This is a genomic window from Herbaspirillum lusitanum (genome assembly GCF_046025995.1).
GTDB lineage: Bacteria > Pseudomonadota > Gammaproteobacteria > Burkholderiales > Burkholderiaceae_D > Herbaspirillum > Herbaspirillum lusitanum_A.
The window spans coordinates 44,413-65,047 of the sequence record NZ_JAQQFM010000002.1 but is presented as its reverse complement, the minus strand read 5'-3'; the positions used below and the strand labels follow the sequence as shown (position 1 = coordinate 65,047).

Sequence of the window (20,635 nt, the reverse complement as noted above, 5' to 3'; positions counted from 1 at the left end):
CGATGGCCAGTGAAAGCGGTTTTGCGACCTTTGAATGCTCTCAGGCGGCTGCCGGAAAGCGCACTGAAAAACTGGTGCCCTTGTCGCCGGCGCCCGCCTCCACCAGGATCTCGGCGCCATGATCCAGCGCGATATCGCGCACGATCGCCAGCCCCAGGCCGCTGCCGGCCACCTTGTCGTTGGCGCGATAAAATCGATCGAAGATGCGCCCGCGATGTTCAGGCGCAATGCCCGGTCCCGAATCCTCCACCTTCAGCCACGCCGCGCCCTCCGCCTCCATACAACTGACGGTCACCGTACTATGCGACGGCGAGTAGCGCACCGCGTTGTCGATCAGATTGTCGATCAGGTCGCGCAGCAGAAAACGGTCGCCGCGCAAGCGTGCGGTCTGCAAATCGAAGCCGAGGTCGATCTGTTTCTTGTCGGCCTGTTCGATGAAATGCTGGATCGACTCTTCCACCAGCTTGTCGAGCTGCAAGTCTTCCAGATGGCGGCCGCGCTCACCGAACTGGCCCGGTTCGGCACGCGCCAGCGCCAGCAATTGGCGGCTCTGGCGAATCATGCGTTCGATCGATGAATTCATCAGCTCCATCGAATGCGCGGTTTCCTGATCTTCTGCATGCCGGTCCTGCACCAGTTCCAGTTGCAGTTTGAGTCCGGTCAGCGGCGTGCGCAACTGATGTGCCACATCCGCCAGAAAATTCTGCTGTGCGCGTTCGCCCTTGCTGATCTTGTCGAGCAGTTCATTCATGGCGCCGATCAGCGGCGCCAGCTCCACCGGAGCGCTGGTGTCATCGATGGACCCAAGATTGCCGTGGCCGCGCTGCTCCAGATTGCTCTGCAACTCGCGCAGCGGATGCAGACCGCGCCGCACCGCCACCAACGCCACTGCCACCGACAAAAAGGTCAGCACGCCATCCAGCCCCAGCAGCGACAGCAGAATCGTGTAGTGCGCGCGGTTGCGCTTGCGCACGGTCTCGGCCACTGCCACCGAAATCACACCATGATTGACGCGGACCTGCAGCGCCGCAATGCGCACCGGTTCACCGCGCATTTCGCCGTCGTAATTGATGGGACGCTCGAACACATCGCTTTCTTCCATGGCCGGAAAACCGCGATCGCCCACCACAATCTGGCCGGAGGTATCGCGCACCGCGAAGAAGGTGGTGTCGGAGTGATTGCTGCGCAAAATCTGCTCTGCCTGCTGCGTCAGTTCAGCGGTGGTCTTTTCCTGACGGTGCCGCACCTGCGCGTACAAGGCCCAGGTGGAATCCATCAGATTCTGGTCGAAGGCGTGCTGCGCCGGCAACCAGGCCAGCCAGTAAGTGAGTCCGGCGCCAAGCAGATTGACGAACAGCAGCGGCGCGATCAGCCATTTGAGAAGATCGCGCCGGATGCTGGAATGCGGTGTGGACATGAAGAGGGGGCCGCCGAAAACGGGCCGCTGTGGCATTGGAGAAACTCAGGCGCTGATGCGGCGATCAGGCCTGAGGCAGATCAGTTTGCGGGGGCCGCCGGACTATCGGCATTGCTTGCCTCAGTAGCATCGGTTGCCGCCGGTTCGGCGCTGTCGCCGACCTCATCGCTCTTTTCCAGCATGTAGCCGAAACCGCGAATGGTGCGGATGGCGACGCCGGCGCCGGCGATCTTCAGACGAATGCGCGAGACGTAGACTTCAACCGCGTTGAGCGTGAAGTCTTCGCCCCAGGGCAGCACCGCATCGATGATCTGCTGCTTGGACACCACGCGCGCGGCTTGCTGCATCAGGTATTCCAGCACGGTCCATTCGCGCAGCGACAAGTCGATGCGACGGCCGTCGATGCTGGCGCGCTTGGTCGCGTTGTCGAGCGACAGGCCGCCCAGCGATAACTCCTCCGGACGCGGGCTGCTGCGACGAAGCAACGCTTTGATGCGCGCCACCAGTTCCGGCGTGGCGAAGGGCTTGACCAGATAGTCGTCTGCGCCCAGCTCCAGACCATGTACGCGGTCGGGGATGGTGTCGCGCGCAGTCAGCAACAGCACCGGCGTGTTGTTGCCGGCGGCGCGCAGGCGACGCAGTACTTCGAAACCATCAATGTCGGGCAGGCCGATATCCAGCACAAATACCGACGCACTCGCGCGCTGAGCCAATGCATCCATGCCGTTGTTGACGGTATGCACGTTAAAACCATGCGAGTTGAGCACACGCGACAAACCGTCGGTCAGGATCGGATCGTCTTCTACCAGCAGAACATTCATAAGCGCGTCGATAAAGGAAAAACAGGGAACGGGAACCAGCGCCGCGCGAGCTTTTCACGGGGCGGCACCGGCAGCAAAACCGAACCGAAACAGTCACATCGTCGAGCGCAGGAAGTGCGCTCAGGCGACCACAGATTTCGAATTCATTCGACGTATTGTAGTCCTCTGCACAAGAGAAAAATCCGGTGCCGCCAGCAACTTGTGACGCACTTGCATCAATAGTGTTTCATTTTCGTCACTGTCAGCCATTAGTCAGTAAAACGACAGGGTGACGTCAGATCGAAACTTTAGTCTAGCGGCAGTAAATGCTAATGAGAATCTCAATCATCATTATCTTTCGAGCAAACGTCATCCACTCGTTTCCTCGCGGCAATACAAGTAATTCCAGCCAGCCAAACGGTTTCATCCGGATTAGCCCGCCAGTTCATTTCCTTCTGCGCCAACTATCTACATAACGAAAATCCTATGAATCGTCTGAGCCTCAATCCGCTGGCGGCTGCACTGATTGCAGTATTCGCCGCCCCGCTGCCTCTGCATGCACAGCAAGCGGCCGCGCCTGCCGCCGCCCAATCCAGTTCCGCTGCCGGTTCGCTGGCACCGGTGCTGGTCGAAGGCAATCGCGACGACTTCAGCACCACCAGCACCGCCATCACCAAGTTGCCGGCGGATCTGCACGACGTGCCGCAATCGGTAGTGGTGGTCAACAAGGCACTGATGCAATCGCAGGGCGCGACTTCGCTGTCCGATGCGCTGCGCAATGTCGCCGGCATCACGCTCAACGGCGCCGAAGGTGGCCAGATCGGCAACAACATCAATCTGAACGGCTTCTCGGCCCGCACCGACATCTACCTGGACGGCTTCCGCGATCGCGGCCAGTACTTCCGCGACACCTTCGCGATGGAAGAGATCGAAGTGCTGATGGGTCCCTCCTCCATGCTGTTCGGGCGAGGTTCGACCGGCGGCATCATCAACCAGGTCACCAAGAAGGCCAACCTCAAGCAATCGACCGAAGTCTCGGCCTCGGCCACCACCAACGGCCTGGTGCGCACCACTGCCGATTACAACCACCCGCTGTCGGAAACTTCTGCCGTGCGCGTATCGGCGATGGCGCAAAACGGTCCGGCCACCACGCGCAATCAAAGCAATGTGCAGGATTTCGGCGTGGCCGCTTCCTACGTCACCGGCATCGGCACCGCCACCGAGATCACGCTGTCGACGCTGATCCAGCATAACCGCGACATGCCCGACTACGGTCTGCCGGCGGTCAATGGGCACCCGGTCAATGTCGACCGCAACACCGCCTACGGTCTGCTGACTGACCATACCGATCAGGACGTGGTGTCGCTGAACGCGGGCATCAAGCACAAGATCACGCCTGACATCACGTTGCGCAACCAGACCCAGTTCAACTACGTACACACCAATGCCGTGGAAACCGCGCCGCAAAGCGTCGGCACCGTCAGCGGCGGCGTCTTCACCGCACTGAGCGGCAACACCAGTCTGCCGCTGTCAAGCCTGTCCGTGCGCGCGCAAAGCCATGACCGCAGCATTCGCGACTACTCCATCTTCAACCAGACCGAACTGTCGGCCAAGGGCACCGCCTTCGGCTTCAAGCATGAGGCGCTGGTCGGCCTGGAAGTCGGCCACGACGGTTACGACGTGCAAAACTACTATCGCAACGGCAGTTGCAACGGTGTCGCGCTGACCAATAACACCACCCCGACATCGGGCTACGCCGACTGTATTTCAGTCGTCAATCCAAGCTACAGCACGGCTGGCAGCAGCGTCGCCAGCCAGGTCGGCAATCATCAGGGCGGCAGCGCCAACACCATCGCCACCTACGTCGGCGATACGCTGGAACTGAATCAGCAATTCAAGCTGGTCGGCGGTCTGCGTTATGACCGCTACGTTGCGCAGATCAGCAACTCCATCAATTCGATCAACTCGGCGCCGGCCGCCAAGAACACCGCGCTGGCCTATGCCAATCAGAGCGTCAATTTCCTGAGCGTGCGCGCCGGCGGCATCTGGCAGCCGACTGCGGCGCAGTCGTATTACCTGTCGTACGGCACCTCGTTCAATCCTTCGCTGGAACAACTGACCGGCACCGTCGGCCAGACCAATCTGGATCCGGAAAAGAACCGTTCGTATGAACTGGGCGGCAAGTGGGATTGGGCTGAAAGTCTGTCGCTCAATGCGGCGGTGTTCCAGATCGACAAACAGAATGCGCGCAGCCTGGTTTCCACCGGCGTGTATGAACTGGCCGGCAATGTGCGCGTCAAGGGCGCGCGCGCCGGCGCCACCGGTCGCATCAACAAGCAATGGCAAGTCGCGCTCGGCTATACCTATCTGGATGCCCAGGTGATGAGCGGCGCAGCCGGCGACACGGCGGTGGGCAAGGTGCCGACCAACACGCCGAAACATACGCTGACCTCGTGGACTACCTATGAAGTGGCGCCGCACTGGCAGGTCGGCGGCGGCGCATCGTTCATGTCGGAGCGCTTTGCCAATCCCACCAACACCGTGCAGGTTGGCGGCTATACACGCTGGGATGCAACGGTGGCTTATCTGCAGCCTAAATACGATATTCGTCTGAACCTGTTCAACCTGACCAACAAGATGTATTACGATGCCTTGATCCAGTCCGACGGCGGCCGTTCGGTGCCGGGCTCCGGCCGCACCGCCATGCTGTCGGTCAACTATCGTATGTAATTCACTGTCACTGAAGAAATCCATCCATGCTGATCGCCATTCCCAAGCTGCTCGACGCGCAACAACTTCAGGCTGTACGTCAGCTGCTGGAACAGGCCGGCCCGGCATGGGTGGATGGACGGGTGACAGCCGGCTATCAGGGCGCGCCGGTCAAGTTCAATCAGCAGATTGACGAGCGTTCCGAAGTCGCTGCGCAATGCCAGCAGATCATTCTGGGCGCGCTGGAAAGAAACCCGCGCTTCATCAGCGCGGCCCTGCCCAACGTCGTGTATCCGCCGATGTTCAACCGCTATAGCGCAGGCATGACCTTCGGCGCGCATGTCGACGGCAGCGTGCGGATTCATCCGCATACCGGACGCAAGCTGCGCACCGATATTTCGGCCACGCTGTTTCTGTCGGATGCCGACTCCTACGATGGCGGCGAACTGCAGATCGAAGATACCTACGGCAACCACGTTGCCAAGCTGGAAGCCGGCGATGTGCTGGTCTACCCCGCCACCAGCCTGCATGAAGTCACGCCGGTCACGCGCGGCGTGCGGCTGGCCTGTTTTTTCTGGGTGCAAAGTCTGGTGCGCGACGATGCTCAGCGCAGCATGCTGTTCGACATGGACAACGCCATCCAGCGCCTGAATCAGACCCATGCCGACGACATCGCGCGGCGCACACTGGTCGGCTGCTATCACAACCTGCTGCGCCAGTGGAGTGATACCTGAAACGCTCACAGCCGTTTTTTGCAAGCCGCCGTCTGGCGGCTTTTCTTATTGCGGGCTATTTGAAGTAACGCGGATCCATCTTGCGGAACACCCATGCCGAGGCGATGGTGATGACGCCCACAATCACGAAGGTCAGCTGAAAGCTGATATTGCTGGCCACGCCCGACGTATCCGCAAACAGATTCACCAGCGTGCCGCCTATGGTCACGCCCAGCCCGATGGCCAGCATCTGCACCATCGAAAACAGGCCGTTGCCGCTGCCTGCATCGCCGCTCTTCAAACCCTTCAGCGTCACGCTGTTCATCGCCGCGAACTGCATCGAGTTGGAGGCGCCGAACACCGCCAGTTGCGCAATGCCGATGGCAATCGGCCAGTCCGGCGTGATCAGGGCGAAAGAGACGATGGAGCCGCCCACCAATAAGGTATTGACCAGCAGAAAAGTGTCGTAGCCGTAGCGCTTGACCAGCGGCGCAATCCAGGGCTTGGCGATGGTGCCGGCCACCGCCGCCGGCAACAGCACCAGGCCGGCGTGCAGCGGCGAATAGCCGAGCCGCACCTGCAACAGCAGCGGCAGCAGAAACGGCACCGCCGACGAACCGATGCGGCACACCAGATTGCCGGCCAGGCCGATGCTGAAATTCGGCTCGCGGAACAAACCCAGACGAAACAGCGCGCGCTCATTGCCGCGCGCATGCAGGAAATACAACCACACCGTCAGCGCGGCCAGCGCAAACAGGGTCGCGCTCCAGACCGCCTGATGAGTATCGAACGGCACATCCAGACCCAGCGAAAACGCCACCATGCACAGCGACAGCAAGGCACAGCCGGTGAGATCGAAACGCGGCGTCCCGGGCATGGCGCCGTCCGGCAGATAGCGCAGCACCGCCAGCATGCCGGCAATGCCGACCGGTACATTGATCAGAAAAATCCAGTGCCAGCTCAGGGTTTCCACCAGCCAGCCGCCCAGCACCGGACCGACCACCGGCCCCAGTTGCCCGGCAATCGAAATCGAGGCCAGCGCCGCGATGTATTGCGCCGCCGGCACGCTGCGCAGCACCGCCAGCCGGCCCACCGGCAACAGCATGGAACCGCCTATGCCCTGCACCACGCGCGCCGCCAGCAATTGCGGCAAGGTATGCGCCGTGGCGCACAGGATGGAGCCGAGCACGAACACCAGGATCGTCGCGAAATACATCTTGCGGGTGCCGAAGCGATCCGCCAGCCAGCCCGAAGCCGGCGTCAGCGAAGCCATGGTCAGGGTGTAAGCCACCACCACCGGATGCATCGCCAGCACCGGCTGATCCAGGCTGTGCGCCATGGCCGGCAAGGCGGTGTTGACGATGGTGGTATCCAGCGTCTGCATGAAGAAGCCGGCCGCGACAATCCACAGCAGCGCTTTTTGCGAGATATCGTTGGCGGAGGACGAAGACGACGAGGCCGGAGGATTCTGAGACATTGTTGGTCAGGAGTTGGGCGATGGCGGCAATGCGGAACAGCGTCGGTGCGGCGAGCACTTAAACGAACGCGGGGATAGCAGAGCAGCTTCCGCTCCGGTATCCCCGTGATGGTCAACATGCAAACAAGTCAACAAGCCGGCCAAGCAGAAGGCCTCTATTGTAGCGAGCGGCGCCGCATCATGCAGCGGCGCCCGCTGCGCCGGCTCAGAATGCCGCCGGACGCCATTTCAGCAAACGCTTTTCGAGCGAGGTCAGCAGCCAGTCTGCCGCCAGCGCCACCACCGCCAGCACGATCATCGCGGCGAACACGCCGCTGGCGTTGAATGCGCCTTGCGCAGTCGAGATCAGCAGACCGATGCCTTGCTTGGAGCCGAGGAATTCACCCACCACCGCGCCCACCAGCGCGAAACCGAAGCTCACGTGCAGGCTGGCCAGAATCCAGCTCAGCGCCGACGGAATCACCACCGCCATGGTCACCTGGCGACGCGAGGCGCCGAGGATCTGTGCATTGGCAATCATGTAACGGTCGGCTTCACGCACGCCCTGGAAGGCATTGGCGAACACCACGAAGAACACCATCACCACCGCCAGCGCCACCTTGGAGGCCATGCCCAGCCCCAGCGAAATGACGAAGATCGAACCCAGCACCACACGCGGAATCGAGTTGGCGATCTGGATGTAGAGGCTGAACACGTCCGACAGCAGCTTGTTGCGGCCGAGCACGATGCCGGCGATCACGCCTGCCACCGAACCGATCAGGAAGCCCAGCACGGTTTCTTCCAGCGTCACCAGCACCTGGGTCCAGAGCGGACCTTGCGAAGTGCCCTCGACCATCCAGTCGTAGATCTGGATCACGATCAGCGACGGCTGCGAGAAAAAGAAGGGATCAATCCAGCCCATGTTGGCCGAGACTTCCCAGCCGCCGAGGACCACCACCAGAATCGCCAGCCGCAGAAAGATCACCAGCATCCTGCGTTGCTTGATCTTGCGCTGGGCTTCGGCTTCGACTGCCGCGATGTCGGTCATCGGCGCTGCGGTTCTGCTTGCGGCCGTGCTTGCTGTTGCTTGTGTCATCTTGCTCACCTGTAAAGTCGGTTGATGTTGCGGGCGCTGCTGCGCCCTTTACTCATGCTTGCTGCGCGCCCAAGTTCAGACTCGGGCTCAGGCGATATGCACCTCTTCACGCAGATCGGCCCAGATCTTGCGCGAGATGTCGATGAAACGCTGTTCGTAGCGCACCTCTTCCATCACGCGCGGACGCGGCAGGTCGATCGGATAGGTGCTCTTCAAGGTGGCCGGACGCGCGGTCAGCACGTAGACCTTGTCGGCCAGCGCAATCGCTTCTTCCAGATCGTGGGTGACGAACACCACCGAGCCGGCATGCGCCGACCACAGTTGCAGCAGCTCGCCCTGCATCAGCGTGCGGGTCTGCATGTCGAGCGCGCTGAACGGCTCGTCCATCAGCAGGATTTCGGGACTGTTGATGAAGGTCTGCGCCAGCGCCACGCGCTTGCGCATGCCGCCCGAGAGTTGATGCGGATAGTGGTCGCCGAATTTGTCGAGGCCGACCCGGCGTATCCATTCGTTGGCCAGTTCATAGGCCTGATCCTTGGGCTTGCCGCGAAACAGCGGGCCGGCGGCGACGTTGTCGCGCACGCTGCGCCAGGGGAATACCGCGTCGTTCTGGAACACGAAACCGATGCGCGGGTCGATGCCGTCGACCGGCTGCCCCATCACGCGCACCTGCCCCATGGTCGGTTTCAGCAGGCCGGTGATCAGGCTCAGCGTGGTCGACTTGCCGCAACCGGTGGGGCCGACCACGGCCACGAATTCGCCGCGCGCCACGCTCATCGAAAAGTCGCGCAGCGCGACGGTGGCCTTGCCGTCGGCGGTGATGAATCGGCAGGTCACGTTATCCAGCTCGATGGCCGGGCTTTGCTGCGCATTGCCGGCGGGCTTGGCGAAAGCATTTTGATTGATGGCGTTCATCTGGTTCTCTTTCTTGAAGGCAAGCCGATCCCTGTCCGCCGGCGCGATATCGTCACAGGCGAAAACCAAAACCGGAAATGAAGGGTGAAGCGGAAAGCTGCTTACGATTGCACGAGAGCATCCGGCCGCGGCTCGCCCCTGTTCAGGCGAGCCGCAGTCGGCCGGTCTTACTTGATCTGATCCACAAACTCGTTGGTGAAGGTCTTGGACAGATCGATGTGCTTGCCCTTGACGTTAGGATTGAAACCGGACAGCACCGACAGCACGGTTTCAGGACCGCCGGGCGGCATCTTGCCGTCCGCCGTGAACATCGGCAGCGAATTCTGCAGCGCCTGCACGTACAGCTCCTTGTTCTTGCCGTAGTAGTCCTTGGGCATCTTGGCCGCGATCTCTTCTGCGCTGTGGGTCTTGATGAACTTCAGCGTCTTGACGAAGGCGCGCGCCAGCTTGGCGGCATCGTCCTTGTTCTTGTTCAGCCAGCTGCGTTGCACGTACAGGCTGGACGCCGGATACAGGCCTCCCAGCGCCTTGACCGTGCCTTCGACGGTGCGCATGTCGACCAGCACCTGCGCGTCGCCGGTCTTGAGCAGCTGCGATGCGGTCGGCTCGGTGGTCATGCCGGCATCGATGCGGCCCTGCTTCATGGCGGCGATAAAGGTGTTATCGGCGCCGACCGGCAGCAGCGAGTACTCCTTGGAAGTGATGCCGTGGCGCGAGGCCAGATATTGCGTCAGAAAGTTGGTGGAAGAACCGAGGCCGGTCACGCCCAGGGTCTTGCCCTTGGAGTCGGCCATGCTCTTGAAGTTGGCGGCGACCTTGGTCGACACCAGCTCGACTTCGCCCGGCACCTGGCCGAACACCACGATGGCGGTGATTTCCTTGCCCTTGGTCTGCAGATCGATGGAGTGATCGTAGAAGCCGACCACCGCCTGCACCGCACCGGCCAGCAATTCATTCTCGGCATCGACGCCGGCCGGCTGCGATTGCAGCTCGACGTCCAGACCTTCTTCCTTGAAGTAGCCGAGCTGCTCGGTCAGCTTGGCCGGCAGATAAACCATTTTGGTGATGCCGCCCACCATGATGGTGATCTTGCCGGCGGCATAAGCCTGGCCGGACAAGGCCATCACGGCGGTGCCGGCGATGGCCAGCGAAATCAGTGTGCGGCGCATATTTATTTTCATCTTGTCTCCTGTGTAAATTCTTTTGAATTTTGTTGGACGCGTGTGGCGACGGCCTGCTTACTTGATCTGATCCACGAATTCATTGGTGTAGGTCTTGCTCAGGTCGATTTTCTTGCCCTTGATGTTCGGGTTGAAACCGGCCATCACCTTCAGCACCTGCTCGGCGCCGTCCGGCGGCATTTTGCCATCAGTCGAGTACATCGGCAGCGAGGCTTTGAGCGCCTGCACATAGAGCACCTTGTTGCCGCCGTAATAATCGGCCGGCATTTTGGCGGCGATATCTTCCGCGCTATGGGTATGGATGTATTTGAGGGTACGCACGAACGCGCGCGCCAGCTTTTGCGCCTCCGGCTTGTGCGATTGCAGCCACTTGCCCTGCACATACACGCTGGAAGCGGGATACAGGCCGCCCAGCGCGGCCCGTGTGCCGTCGGCGCTGCTCATGTCGACCAGCACCTTGGCCTCGCCGCTGGAGAGCAGCAATGAAGTGGTCGGCTCGGTGGTCCACACCACATCCACCCGCTTCTGCTTGATGGCAGCGATCAGGGTATTGCCGGCGCCGACCGGCAGCATCGAATAGTCACTGACCTTGAGACCGTTGCGACTGGCCAGATACTGCGCCAGGAAGCTGGACGAGGAACCCAGACCGGTCACGCCGACGGTGCGGCCCTTGAGATCGGCCATGCTGCGGATATCGCGCGCCAGATCGGAGCGCACCAGTTCCATGCCGCCCGGCACCACCAGCAACTGGGTGATCGACAGCACTTCCTTGCCCTTGCTCTGCAGATCGATGGAGTGATCGTAGTAGCCGACCACGGCTTGCACCGCGCCGGCCAGCAGTTCATTCTCGGCATCCACGCCGGCCGGCTGCGACTGCAACTCGACCTCCAGACCTTCGTCCTTGAAGTAACCCAGGCTTTCCGCCAGCTTGGGCGGCAGATAGATCAGCTTGTTGATGCCGCCGACCATGATGGTGATCTTGCCCGACTCGGCTGCAGCTGCAAGCGGCGAAGCCAGCGCCAGCAGGGCTGACAGCGTGCCGGCGGCGGCGCAGGAAATCAATGAACCGAACACATGAGTGCCTTGACGCATTATGATGCCTCCTTGATGAAATGAAGGGCGGCGGATTATCCGGCACGCCTTCTATCACTTGTTATTTGTTATTTGTTTGTGGCGCCATTCTAGGCAAGTGAAACCTTCATCCAGCTTTCCAAATATGCGCTTTTTTATTTGCGCTGCAACAATTCCGCGGTGCGCGGCAGCAGCAAAAAGCGCGCTCCTGTAAGCTCTGCCGTTCGCGTCGGCAGCGCAAGACCGGCGCAAGAAAACACTATCAGTACGACCGGCACGACCACCACACCAAGAGACCTCTGCATGAAATTGCTGCTGATCGAAGACAATCCGCAACTGGCGCACTGGCTGACCCAGATCCTCAGGGAACACAAATTCAGCATCGACGTCGCCGCCGACGGCGAAGCCGCCGATCAGGTGCTAATGACCGAGAACTACGACGTGGTGCTGCTCGATCTGATGCTGCCCAAGATGAGCGGCAAGAATGTGCTGCGTCGTCTGCGCGAGCGCCACAACGGGGTGCCCGTGATGATCCTGACGGCCAGCGGCTCCATCGATGAAAAGGTCGAATGCCTGGGCGCCGGCGCCGACGACTATCTGGTCAAGCCCTTCGAAGTACGCGAACTGGTGGCGCGCATCAAAGTGCTGGTGCGCCGCCAGACACCCGACAAGGCGGCCGAAATTCATTGCGGCGACCTGGTCTACGACAGCAACACGCGTCAGTTTGCAGTAGCCGGCGTCACGCTGGCGCTACCGGCGCGCGAGCATGACGTGCTGGAAATCCTGATGCTCAAGCAAGGCAAGACCGTGTCCAAGACCGCGCTGATGAAAGGCGTGTTCAGCCTGTCCGACGAGCCCAGCGCCGACGCCATCGAAATCTATATTTCGCGGCTGCGCAAGAAACTGGAAAACTGCCAGGCCGCGATCATGACGCTGCGCGGCCTCGGCTATCTGCTCAAGCAAAAAGATGATTGACAGCCTGCGCCTGCGGCTGCTGCTGTGGCTGCTGATTCCCATGACCGCCTACGTCGGCATCAGCAGCAGCGACGCCTACGACAATGCGGTGGCGGGCGCCACGCTGATCCAGGATCGCGCCCTGCTGGCCTCGGCCCGCATGATCGCCGGCCAGGTGCAATGGGTGGATGGCGCCCCCGCGGTCAACGTGCCGCCGGCGGCACTGGAAATGTTTGCCTCGCCCAGCCACGACAACGTCTATTACCAAGTGCTGATGGACGACGAGACGCTGCTGGCCGGCCGTCTGGACTTCCCGCTCGACGTCGATTTCGCCGATGCCCAGCCGGTCTACGCCACCCCGATGTACGAAGGCCAGCCGCTGCGCGTGGTCAGCTACATCCGCCAGCTGTATGACAACGGCACCCTGCGGCTGGTCTCGGTATCGGTCGGCCAGACCCTGCACGGCCATCAGCAGATGCTGGACGAACTATGGCAACCGGCGCTGCGACGGCAACTGATACTGCTGCTGCTGGCGATTGCGCTGGTGGTGCTGGGACTGACCATAGAACTGCGCCCCATCCTGCGCATCAAGGATGAACTCGCCACGCGCGAACCCGACTCGCTGACGCCGCTGCGCGCCGGCCGCCTGCAGCTGGAACTGCGCCCCATCGTCGAAGCCATCAACCAATACATTCAGCGCCTGAATGCGCAGATCGTGGTGCAGAAACGTTTCGTCGCCGACGCCGCGCATCAGTTGCGCACACCGCTTACAGTGATCGATTCGCAGATCCAGTTCGCGCGCCAGCTGGATGATCCGGAGCGCATCGCGCAGGTGCTGCAGGCACTGCATGAAGGCAGCCGCAACATGACCGACCTGACCAACAAGCTGCTGCAACTGTCGCAGGCGGAGGCCTCCAACAGCGCCGCCTTTCCGCGCCAACCGCTGGATGTAGTGGAGATCGCCGCCACCGTGCTGGAAGAACTGGCGGGCCTGGCGCAACGCAAGCACATCGACCTCGGCATGGAACCGGACACCGAGCAGGCATGGGTGCTCGGCAACGAAGCGCAGCTGTCGGGCATGCTGATGAATCTGATCGACAATGCGCTGCGCTACACGCCCGCGTATGGCAAGGTCACCCTCGGCATTGCGCTGGCGCCGGCGCCGAAAGAAGGCAGCAAGACACAGACCGGCGATGCAGCCGCCATGCACGTCGTGATCACGGTCACCGACAACGGCCCCGGCATCCCCGCCGAAGTGCGGGAGCGCGTGTTCGAACGTTTCTACCGTAACGCTGCGCCTGATCAGCCGGGCTCAGGCCTGGGCCTGGCCATCGTGCGCGAGATCGTGCATGCCACGCAAGGCAGCATCACGCTCAGCGCGCCGGACGACGGCGGCGGTCTGATCGCCAGCGTGCGCCTGCCGATGACGACGGCGCCTGCCGGCTACGGCTGAACAGCGGGCTGCAACACGCAGTCCCTGCCGACAGCACGGCGTTCGAAAAACCGCCCGATGCTAAACTCTGCCACCCACTTAAAAAACATCAGCCTGCCGCCCCACATCCGGGCGTGCATGAGCAACATGCGGCGGCCAGCCGCGCATCGGGAGGAGACACATTGGACGTCAAACAATTGCGGGCCTTGCTGGCCATCGCCGAAACCGGCAGCGTCACGCGCGCCGCCGAATTGCTGCACATCGTGCAGCCGGCGGTGTCGCGACAACTGCGGCTGCTGGAAGAAGACATAGGCACGCCGCTGTTCGAACGCGGACGACGCGGCATGGATCTGACCGAAGCCGGACACATCCTCGCCAATCGCGCGCGGCGCGCGCTGCATGAACTGGATCAGGCCAAGGCCGATATCGCGCCGGCTCCCGGCATCGTCAGCGGCACCGTTACCATCGGTCTGCTGCCGAGCACCGGCGACCTGCTGGCGGCGGCGCTGGTAAGTCATCTGCGCCAGCAGTATCCGCAATTGACGGTGAACATTTCGGTTGGTTACGCTGGTTATCTGCAGCAATGGCTGGAGGACGGCGCGGTCGATCTGGCGCTGTTGTACGACCCCAAGCCCTCCGCGCTGCTGGAGGTGCAGGCGCTGCTGGACGAGACCCTGTATCTGGTCGGTCTGCCCGAAAAAAATCTCTCGATCACCGGCGACATGGCGCTGCACGATGTCGCCGAATTGCCGCTGGTGCTGCCCAGCCAGCCGCACGGCTTGCGTCTGCTGCTGGATCGCGCCTGTGCCTCGGCCGATATTCATCTCAACGTGGTGGCGGAAACCAATGCCATGAATATCCAGAAGAATCTGGTGTTCGGCGGCGTCGGTTACACCATCCTGCCGGGCGTGGCGGTGTTCGACGACGTCGCCGCCGGCCGCCTGACAGCGACCGCCATTTCGCAGCCGGCGCTGCGCCGCAAGATCGTGCTGGCGCTGCCGCTGACGCGGCGCTCCTCGATTGCGGTGCGCTGCGCGGTGACCGAACTGCGCGCCTTGATCAAGCAGAAACTGCAGCAAGGCGAATGGCCGGGCGCGACCTGGCTGGTGGAGTAAGCTCAGGCCGGCGAGATGCAAATGCGGAAGGCCATCCGCCATGTCGACGTCTCTGCAGCCGCCCTGCTGCTATGCCGAAAACTGATTGCCTGAACAGATTTCGGTATTGGACGCTCGCGCCGACTGCGTTCTACCATCCCTGCTCCAGCTCAATGATCGGGGATCACCATTTATGAACAGCTCTAGCGGCAACGTGAACGACTCGCAGCCGGCATGGCGCGAAGATATCTTTTCCATACTCAAGCACGGCGGCGTCAAACAGGTGGCCTATGTGCCTGACGCCGGCCACTCGCACGTCATCCAGCGCGTGCATGCCGATCCCGACATGCGCGGCGTGGTGCTCACCACCGAGGAAGAAGGCGTGGCCACGGTATGCGGCGCCTGGCTCGGCGGGCAACGCGCCGCGCTGCTGATGCAGAGCAGCGGCGTGGGCAACTGCATCAACATGTTTTCGCTGATTGCCAATTGCGGCTTCCCTTTCTTTTCCATCATCACCATGCGCGGCGAATGGGCCGAGTTCAACCAATGGCAATCGCCCATGGGCAAGGCCACGCAAGCCGCGATCGAACTGATGGGCATCACGGTGCTGCGCGCCGACCGGCCGGAAGACGTCGCCTCCACCGTGGAGGCCGGCTTCGACGCCGCCTTCGAGGGCGGAGAAGCGGTATGCGTGCTGCTCGGCCAGCGGCTGATCGGCAAGAAAAAATGGGAAGCCAAATAAGGAACGCGACATGAGCCAGACAACTACCACACCGCAACGCAAGGGCCAGCATGGCATCGACCGCCGTGCCTTCGTCAAGCAACTGATCGACGCCAGCCCCGGCGCGCTGATCGTGACCGGGCTGGGTTCTGCGTCCTACGACGTCTATGCGGCCGGCGACCGCGACGAAAACTTTTATCTGTGGGGCGCCATGGGCGGCGCTGCCGCCGTCGGTCTCGGCCTGGCCTTGGCGCAACCGGGGCGCAACGTCATCGTCATCACCGGCGATGGCGAGCAACTGATGGGCATGGGTGCGCTTGCCACCATCGGCGCCCAGCAACCGGCCAATCTCAACATCGTGGTGCTGGACAATGGCCACTTCGGCGAGACCGGCATGCAGCGCAGCCACACCAGCCTCGGCACCGATCTGGGCAGCGTGGCGGGCGGCTGCGGCATCCGCAAGGTGAGCAGCATCCGCTCGCTGGAACAGCTGCCGGCCCTGGCGCACGACATTGCCGCCGCCAGCGGGCCGCTGCTGGCGCAAGTCTTTGTGCAGGCCGACGAACTGCCGCGCGCCCTGCCGCCGCGCGATGGAGTGTATGTGAAGAACCGCTTCCGGGCGGCGCTGGGTTTCGCGCCGATGTAGGCAAAGAGGGCCTTCAGTCCGCGGTTCGGAATGTGTGCAGCCCGCCGTTTTACGGCGGGCTTTTTTTTGCTTCATGACTGGCAGCAGATGCAGCTATTCATCGCAGCCAACTTTAGCGATTCAATACCAACGCGTATCTGGCTTTCTGCCAACGGCAAAGAGCCCGACATCAAAAAATGCCGGACTCTTCTGTCAGTGCGGGCGAAGGATGCGAAAGCCTGAATCAGCTCAGGTTTTCACTTCCAATAGGCACAGCGTGATTCGGCCTTGGTGGTGTAAGCCTGATCGCCGGGAATGGTCTGCACGATCTTGGCGTAGTCCCATGGGTATTTCGACTCGGCCGGGGTCTTGACCTGCATCAGATACATGTCATGCACCATGCGGCCGTCGGGGCGGATCACACCGTTGGTGGCGAAGAAGTCATTGATCCTGTTCGCGCGCATGTAATCCATGACCTTGTCGGCATCGGTGCCGACCGCCTTGACCGCCGCCAGATAGGTCGCCGTCACCGAGGCGTCGCCGGCTTGCAGAGAACTTGGCATGCGCTTGGTCCTGGCGAAGAAACGCTTGGACCAGGCGCGCGACTCGTCGCTGCGATCCCAGTAAAACGCGTCGGTGAAATACAGACCCTGGCTCAGTGGCAAACCCAGTGCATGGATGTCGTTGATGAACATCAGGATGCCGGCCAGCTTCATGGTCTTGGTGACGTTGAACTCGGCCGCGCCCTTGATGGCATTGACCAGATCGGTGCCGCCGGTGGACAGGCCCAGCACTTGCGCCTTGGACGATTGGGCCTGCAGCAGGAAGGAAGAAAAATCGGATGCGCCGAGCGGATGCTTGACGGCGCCGACCACATTGCCGCCGTTGGCGCGCACGGTGTCGGCCGTGTCTTTCTCCAGCGAATTGCCGAAGGCGACATCGGCGGTCAGAAAGTACCAGCTCTTGTTGCCCTGCCTGACCATCGCCGCGCCGGTGCCGCGCGCCACCGCCAGCGTGTCGTAGCTGTACTGCACGGTGTAGGGATTGCATTCCTCATTGGTCAGGCGCGTGGTGCCGCTGCCGGGCGAGAGAAAGACGCGCTTCTTTTCCGCGGCGATCTTGGCAATGGCCAGACTGGCCGATGAGTTGGTGCCGCCGATCACGACGTCGTAGCCGGAGTCGTACCATTCACGCGCGCGGCTGGCGGCGATGTCGGCCTTGTTCTGGTGATCCAGCACGGTCAGTTCGATTTTCTTGCCGTTCACCGCGCCGCCGGCGTCGGCAATCGCCATCTTGATCGCCTCGACGCCGCCGGCGCCGTCCAGATCCGCATACACGCCCGACATGTCGGTAATGAAGCCGATCTTGATGGTGTCTCCCGCCGCCACGGCCGGTGCCGCTGCGCCCAATGCAAAGCCGGCCGCGATGGCGCCGGCCAGGATGTTCAGTCTCACATTCATTATTGTCTCCGTTGTTATTCGTGTACTTTTTTACGTACGCGTACCTGGGTTCCAACGGCCCTTGCATCCGGGAATGAAACTGTAGCGATCCCGCACGGGCGTCAGCAACATCATGGCGAGACAGAACTTAGCCCGCCGCAGGCCGCGGCGTCCAATGATCGATTGTGATGGAGGCATACCGGATTGCTATATCCGCTACCGCATTGCAGCAGCCGCAGCGCGCCGAAAACGATGCTGCACCGCGATGAAATGTTGCTGCAGCGAGGCTCTCTGCAAGCGCACCGCACAGGCATGCGGAAACGTGATGAGCTGATCAGAAACCGGTATTGGACTCGCCTGTTCCCGGCATGCAATGCTGTGGTTCGATGCGCAGGCGGCAAGGCGCAACTGCGATGGCTTGCCTGCTCTCTATCGCCACGCCGCCCCCGTGTTCTTCTTCCCACTTCAGCAAGGACTTACCGATGAAGCAATTCAAGAATCTGATCGCCGGCGAATGGGTGACCGGCGCCAGCGAAGTCGAGAACATCAATCCCTCCGACACCAACGATATCGTCGGCACCGCCTCGCACGCCAGCGCGGCACAAGTGGCCGAAGCCATCGCGGCGGCCCGCCAGGCCCTGCCCAAGTGGAATGCCGGCACGGTGCAATTGCGCTCCGACATCCTGAGCACGATTTCCAATGAATTGTTCGCCCGCAAGGAAGAGCTGGGCGAACTGCTGGCGCGCGAAGAAGGCAAGACGCGCGCCGAAGCCATCGGCGAAGTCGGCCGCGCGGCCAACATCTTCCGTTTCTTCGCCAGCGAGGTGGTGCGGATTCGCGGCGAAAAACTGGCCTCGGTGCGGCCCGGCATCGATGTCGAGATCACGCGCGATCCGGTGGGCGTGATCGGCATCATCACGCCCTGGAATTTTCCGATTGCGATCCCGGCGTGGAAGATCGCACCGGCGCTGGCCTTCGGCAACAGCGTAGTGTTCAAGCCTTCAGAACTGACGCCGGGCTCGGCCTGGGCCTTGGCCGACATCATCGCCCGTGCCGGCGTACCGGCGGGCGTGTTCAATCTGGTACACGGCAGCGGCCCGGTGGTGGGCGATGCCCTGCTCAATGGCGTCGATGCCGTCACCTTCACCGGCTCGGTCAAGACCGGCAACCAGATCGTGCGCCGTGCGACCGAACGCCTGATCCGGGTGCAGGCCGAGATGGGCGGCAAGAATCCGCTGCTGGTGCTGGACGACGCCGATCTGGAAACTGCCGTCAGTTGCGCGGTGGACGGTTCTTTCTTCCAGACCGGGCAGCGCTGCACGGCATCCAGCCGTCTGATCGTGACGGCCGGCATCCATGATCGCTTCGTCGACGCGGTCGCCGCGCGGCTCGACAAGATCGTCATCGATCACGCGCTCAAGGCCGGCACCCAGGTCGGCCCGGTAGTGGACAAACGGCAGCTGGAACAGAATCTGCGCTACATCGACATCGGTATCAATGAAGGCGCGCAAGTGCGGGTCAAGGGTGAATTGCTGAAACGTGAAACGCCGGGCCACTATCTGTCGCCGACGCTGTTCACCGGCAGCTCGAACCAGATGCGCATCAACCGCGAAGAAGTGTTCGGCCCGGTGGCGGCGGTGATTCGCGTCAAGGATTACGAAGAAGCGCTGAGCGTGGCCAACGATACCTCCTTCGGGCTGTCGGCCGGCATCTGCACCACGTCGCAAAAATACGCGCGGCATTTTCAGACGCATGCGGAGGCCGGCCTGACCATGCTCAATCTGGCGACCGCCGGGCTCGACTATCACGTGCCGTTCGGCGGCCGCAAGGGATCGAGTTACGGTCCGCGTGAGCAAGGCACCTACGCCATCGACTTCTACACCATCCTCAAGACTTCGTATCTGAGCGTGTAAGCGTGCAAGCGCGTGAATGCTTGAGCGTGCAGAACAAAGCGCGCCGGCACGAGCGGCGAGCTTGTGCCATATTCATGCGGTCGCGAGCGAAGATTCGCGCACCGTTCTTCATCTGTAGGACCACCACACAAGAATATTCAGGAGACAACAATGAGCCAGCAAGCAGCATCCTTGAAAGTGGGTTTCATCGGACTCGGCCGCATGGGCCTGGGCATGGCCTCCAATCTGCAGCGCAAGGGATTCCGACTGACCGTGTATGACGTCAACCGCGACGCCGTCGCTGCGCTGGTCAAGCTCGGCGCGCAGCCCGCCAGCAGCGTGGCCGAGGCCTCGCGCGGCAACGATATCGTGGTCACCATGCTGCCCAATTCTGCCATCGTGCTGGACGTGGTGGGCGGCGCCGACGGCGTACTGGCCAGCATCGCGGCCGGCGCGCTGGTGATGGACATGAGCACGGTGGAACCGGAAGTCACCGACCGGCTGGCCGCCACCGCGCTGGCGCAAGGCAAGTCGCTGGTCGATGCGCCGGTCGGGCGCCTCGCCAGCCATGCCGACCGCGGCGAGTCGCTGTTCATGGTAGGCGGCACCGCAGCCGACTTCCAGCGCGTCAATCCGCTGCTGGAAGCCATGGGCAGCACCATCCATCACTGCGGCGAAGTGGGCAGCGGCACCCGCACCAAACTGGTCAACAATTATCTGGCGGTGGTGTCCTGCCAGCTCAATGCCGAGGCCCTGACGCTGTCGCAGCGCTTCGGTCTGTCGCTGGAAAAGACCCTGGACGTGATCTACGGCACCACCGCCACCAACGGCCAGCTCAAGATCGCGTGGCCGGACAAGGTGCTGAAAGGCGATATCGCGCCCGGCTTCACCATCGACCTGGCGCACAAGGATCTGACCCTGATCGTGAATGCCGCCAACAGCGCGAAGTCGCCGATGCCGATCGGCGCGGCCGCCAAGGAAGCCTTCAGCACCGCGCGTGCGCGCGGTTTCGGCGGCAACGATTTCTCGGCCATGGTCGATGTGCTGTGCGACCTGTCGCATACCGAAAAGCCCAGGCTGAAAAACTGAGGTCGGCATTCTGAGCGCCCGGCAGTCCAGC

Annotated in this window: 17 protein-coding genes; 9 read left to right on the top strand and 8 right to left on the bottom strand. The window is 62.0% G+C overall.

Going from position 1 to position 20,635, the window contains the following annotated elements; all coding sequences use genetic code 11:
• Window positions 1-40: 40 nt before the first annotated feature.
• Window positions 41-1,417, bottom strand: a complete 1,377-nt coding sequence (locus tag PQR62_RS03355) for a sensor histidine kinase N-terminal domain-containing protein (protein ID WP_408154810.1) — start codon at window positions 1,415-1,417, stop codon at window positions 41-43.
• 80 nt (window positions 1,418-1,497) lie between these two features.
• Window positions 1,498-2,238, bottom strand: a complete 741-nt coding sequence (locus PQR62_RS03350; RefSeq protein ID WP_408154808.1) for a response regulator transcription factor — start codon at window positions 2,236-2,238, stop codon at window positions 1,498-1,500.
• Between the two features lie 465 nt (window positions 2,239-2,703).
• On the opposite strand from PQR62_RS03350, the gene PQR62_RS03345 reads away from it, so the two are divergent.
• Together PQR62_RS03345 and PQR62_RS03340 are read left to right on the top strand one after the other, a co-directional pair.
• Window positions 2,704-4,947 carry a TonB-dependent receptor gene (locus tag PQR62_RS03345; protein WP_408154806.1) on the top strand — a complete coding sequence of 748 codons (2,244 nt, stop codon included), beginning with the start codon at window positions 2,704-2,706 and terminating at the stop codon, window positions 4,945-4,947.
• Window positions 4,948-4,973: 26 nt separating this feature from the next.
• On the top strand, window positions 4,974-5,660 hold the full coding sequence (locus PQR62_RS03340) for a Fe2+-dependent dioxygenase (RefSeq protein WP_408154804.1): 687 nt from the start codon (window positions 4,974-4,976) through the stop codon (window positions 5,658-5,660).
• 55 nt (window positions 5,661-5,715) lie between these two features.
• Here PQR62_RS03340 and PQR62_RS03335 read toward each other — a convergent pair whose 3' ends face one another.
• The 5 genes from PQR62_RS03335 to PQR62_RS03315 form a co-directional block, all read right to left on the bottom strand.
• A complete protein-coding gene (locus tag PQR62_RS03335; RefSeq protein ID WP_408154802.1) occupies window positions 5,716-7,116 on the bottom strand; it encodes an MFS transporter in 1,401 nt (466 codons plus the stop codon).
• A gap of 205 nt (window positions 7,117-7,321) precedes the next feature.
• Entirely contained in the window at window positions 7,322-8,191 is an 870-nt protein-coding gene (locus PQR62_RS03330) for an ABC transporter permease (RefSeq protein WP_408154800.1), read from the bottom strand.
• An 87-nt stretch (window positions 8,192-8,278) separates the two neighbouring features.
• Window positions 8,279-9,106: an ABC transporter ATP-binding protein gene (locus PQR62_RS03325; protein ID WP_408154798.1), complete on the bottom strand. Its 828-nt coding sequence runs from the start codon at window positions 9,104-9,106 to the stop codon at window positions 8,279-8,281.
• A gap of 167 nt (window positions 9,107-9,273) precedes the next feature.
• Entirely contained in the window at window positions 9,274-10,287 is a 1,014-nt protein-coding gene (locus PQR62_RS03320) for an ABC transporter substrate-binding protein (RefSeq protein WP_408154796.1), read from the bottom strand.
• A 57-nt stretch (window positions 10,288-10,344) separates the two neighbouring features.
• Window positions 10,345-11,379 (bottom strand): ABC transporter substrate-binding protein, encoded by a 1,035-nt coding sequence (locus tag PQR62_RS03315; protein ID WP_408154795.1) that lies wholly within the window; start codon window positions 11,377-11,379, stop codon window positions 10,345-10,347.
• Between the two features lie 282 nt (window positions 11,380-11,661).
• Here PQR62_RS03315 and PQR62_RS03310 point away from each other — a divergent pair, with 282 nt between their 5' ends.
• The 5 genes from PQR62_RS03310 (at window position 11,662) to PQR62_RS03290 (ending at window position 16,205) form a co-directional block, all read left to right on the top strand.
• Window positions 11,662-12,333, top strand: coding sequence for a response regulator (locus tag PQR62_RS03310; RefSeq protein WP_408154794.1), 672 nt, complete (start codon window positions 11,662-11,664; stop codon window positions 12,331-12,333).
• The gene (locus PQR62_RS03305; protein WP_408154792.1) at window positions 12,326-13,765 is read left to right on the top strand and encodes a sensor histidine kinase N-terminal domain-containing protein; all 1,440 of its coding nucleotides are present in this window, start codon (window positions 12,326-12,328) and stop codon (window positions 13,763-13,765) included. The genes PQR62_RS03310 and PQR62_RS03305 overlap by 8 nt, the downstream gene beginning before the upstream one ends.
• 161 nt (window positions 13,766-13,926) lie before the next feature.
• Window positions 13,927-14,859, top strand: a complete 933-nt coding sequence (locus PQR62_RS03300) for a LysR family transcriptional regulator (RefSeq protein WP_408154790.1) — start codon at window positions 13,927-13,929, stop codon at window positions 14,857-14,859.
• A gap of 172 nt (window positions 14,860-15,031) precedes the next feature.
• Window positions 15,032-15,580 carry a phosphonopyruvate decarboxylase gene (locus PQR62_RS03295; RefSeq protein WP_408154788.1) on the top strand — a complete coding sequence of 183 codons (549 nt, stop codon included), beginning with the start codon at window positions 15,032-15,034 and terminating at the stop codon, window positions 15,578-15,580.
• Between the two features lie 10 nt (window positions 15,581-15,590).
• Window positions 15,591-16,205 (top strand): thiamine pyrophosphate-dependent enzyme, encoded by a 615-nt coding sequence (locus PQR62_RS03290; RefSeq protein ID WP_408154786.1) that lies wholly within the window; start codon window positions 15,591-15,593, stop codon window positions 16,203-16,205.
• A 236-nt stretch (window positions 16,206-16,441) separates the two neighbouring features.
• On the opposite strand, the gene PQR62_RS03285 is transcribed toward PQR62_RS03290, so the two are convergent.
• Window positions 16,442-17,644, bottom strand: coding sequence for an ABC transporter substrate-binding protein (locus PQR62_RS03285; protein ID WP_408154784.1), 1,203 nt, complete (start codon window positions 17,642-17,644; stop codon window positions 16,442-16,444).
• 461 nt (window positions 17,645-18,105) lie between these two features.
• Between PQR62_RS03285 and PQR62_RS03280 the strand changes: the two genes are divergently transcribed.
• Both PQR62_RS03280 and PQR62_RS03275 read left to right on the top strand, forming a co-directional pair.
• Window positions 18,106-19,536 carry an aldehyde dehydrogenase family protein gene (locus tag PQR62_RS03280; protein WP_408154782.1) on the top strand — a complete coding sequence of 477 codons (1,431 nt, stop codon included), beginning with the start codon at window positions 18,106-18,108 and terminating at the stop codon, window positions 19,534-19,536.
• Window positions 19,537-19,686: 150 nt separating this feature from the next.
• Window positions 19,687-20,604 carry an NAD(P)-dependent oxidoreductase gene (locus PQR62_RS03275; RefSeq protein WP_408154780.1) on the top strand — a complete coding sequence of 306 codons (918 nt, stop codon included), beginning with the start codon at window positions 19,687-19,689 and terminating at the stop codon, window positions 20,602-20,604.
• Window positions 20,605-20,635 lie beyond the last annotated feature (31 nt).

What these genes read in the sequence shown, in the direction of transcription:
- PQR62_RS03350 (WP_408154808.1), bottom strand. Translation starts at nt 2,238, where the DNA reads ATGAATGTTCTGCTGGTAGAAGACGATCCGATCCTGACCGACGGTTTG.
- PQR62_RS03310 (WP_408154794.1), top strand. Translation starts at nt 11,662, where the DNA reads ATGAAATTGCTGCTGATCGAAGACAATCCGCAACTGGCGCACTGGCTG.
- PQR62_RS03325 (WP_408154798.1), bottom strand. Translation starts at nt 9,106, where the DNA reads ATGAACGCCATCAATCAAAATGCTTTCGCCAAGCCCGCCGGCAATGCG.
- PQR62_RS03305 (WP_408154792.1), top strand. Translation starts at nt 12,326, where the DNA reads ATGATTGACAGCCTGCGCCTGCGGCTGCTGCTGTGGCTGCTGATTCCC.
- PQR62_RS03320 (WP_408154796.1), bottom strand. Translation starts at nt 10,287, where the DNA reads ATGAAAATAAATATGCGCCGCACACTGATTTCGCTGGCCATCGCCGGC.
- PQR62_RS03285 (WP_408154784.1), bottom strand. Translation starts at nt 17,644, where the DNA reads ATGAATGTGAGACTGAACATCCTGGCCGGCGCCATCGCGGCCGGCTTT.
- PQR62_RS03275 (WP_408154780.1), top strand. Translation starts at nt 19,687, where the DNA reads ATGAGCCAGCAAGCAGCATCCTTGAAAGTGGGTTTCATCGGACTCGGC.
- PQR62_RS03340 (WP_408154804.1), top strand. Translation starts at nt 4,974, where the DNA reads ATGCTGATCGCCATTCCCAAGCTGCTCGACGCGCAACAACTTCAGGCT.
- PQR62_RS03355 (WP_408154810.1), bottom strand. Translation starts at nt 1,417, where the DNA reads ATGTCCACACCGCATTCCAGCATCCGGCGCGATCTTCTCAAATGGCTG.
- PQR62_RS03295 (WP_408154788.1), top strand. Translation starts at nt 15,032, where the DNA reads ATGAACAGCTCTAGCGGCAACGTGAACGACTCGCAGCCGGCATGGCGC.
- PQR62_RS03280 (WP_408154782.1), top strand. Translation starts at nt 18,106, where the DNA reads ATGAAGCAATTCAAGAATCTGATCGCCGGCGAATGGGTGACCGGCGCC.
- PQR62_RS03335 (WP_408154802.1), bottom strand. Translation starts at nt 7,116, where the DNA reads ATGTCTCAGAATCCTCCGGCCTCGTCGTCTTCGTCCTCCGCCAACGAT.
- PQR62_RS03330 (WP_408154800.1), bottom strand. Translation starts at nt 8,191, where the DNA reads ATGACACAAGCAACAGCAAGCACGGCCGCAAGCAGAACCGCAGCGCCG.
- PQR62_RS03315 (WP_408154795.1), bottom strand. Translation starts at nt 11,379, where the DNA reads ATGCGTCAAGGCACTCATGTGTTCGGTTCATTGATTTCCTGCGCCGCC.
- PQR62_RS03290 (WP_408154786.1), top strand. Translation starts at nt 15,591, where the DNA reads ATGAGCCAGACAACTACCACACCGCAACGCAAGGGCCAGCATGGCATC.
- PQR62_RS03345 (WP_408154806.1), top strand. Translation starts at nt 2,704, where the DNA reads ATGAATCGTCTGAGCCTCAATCCGCTGGCGGCTGCACTGATTGCAGTA.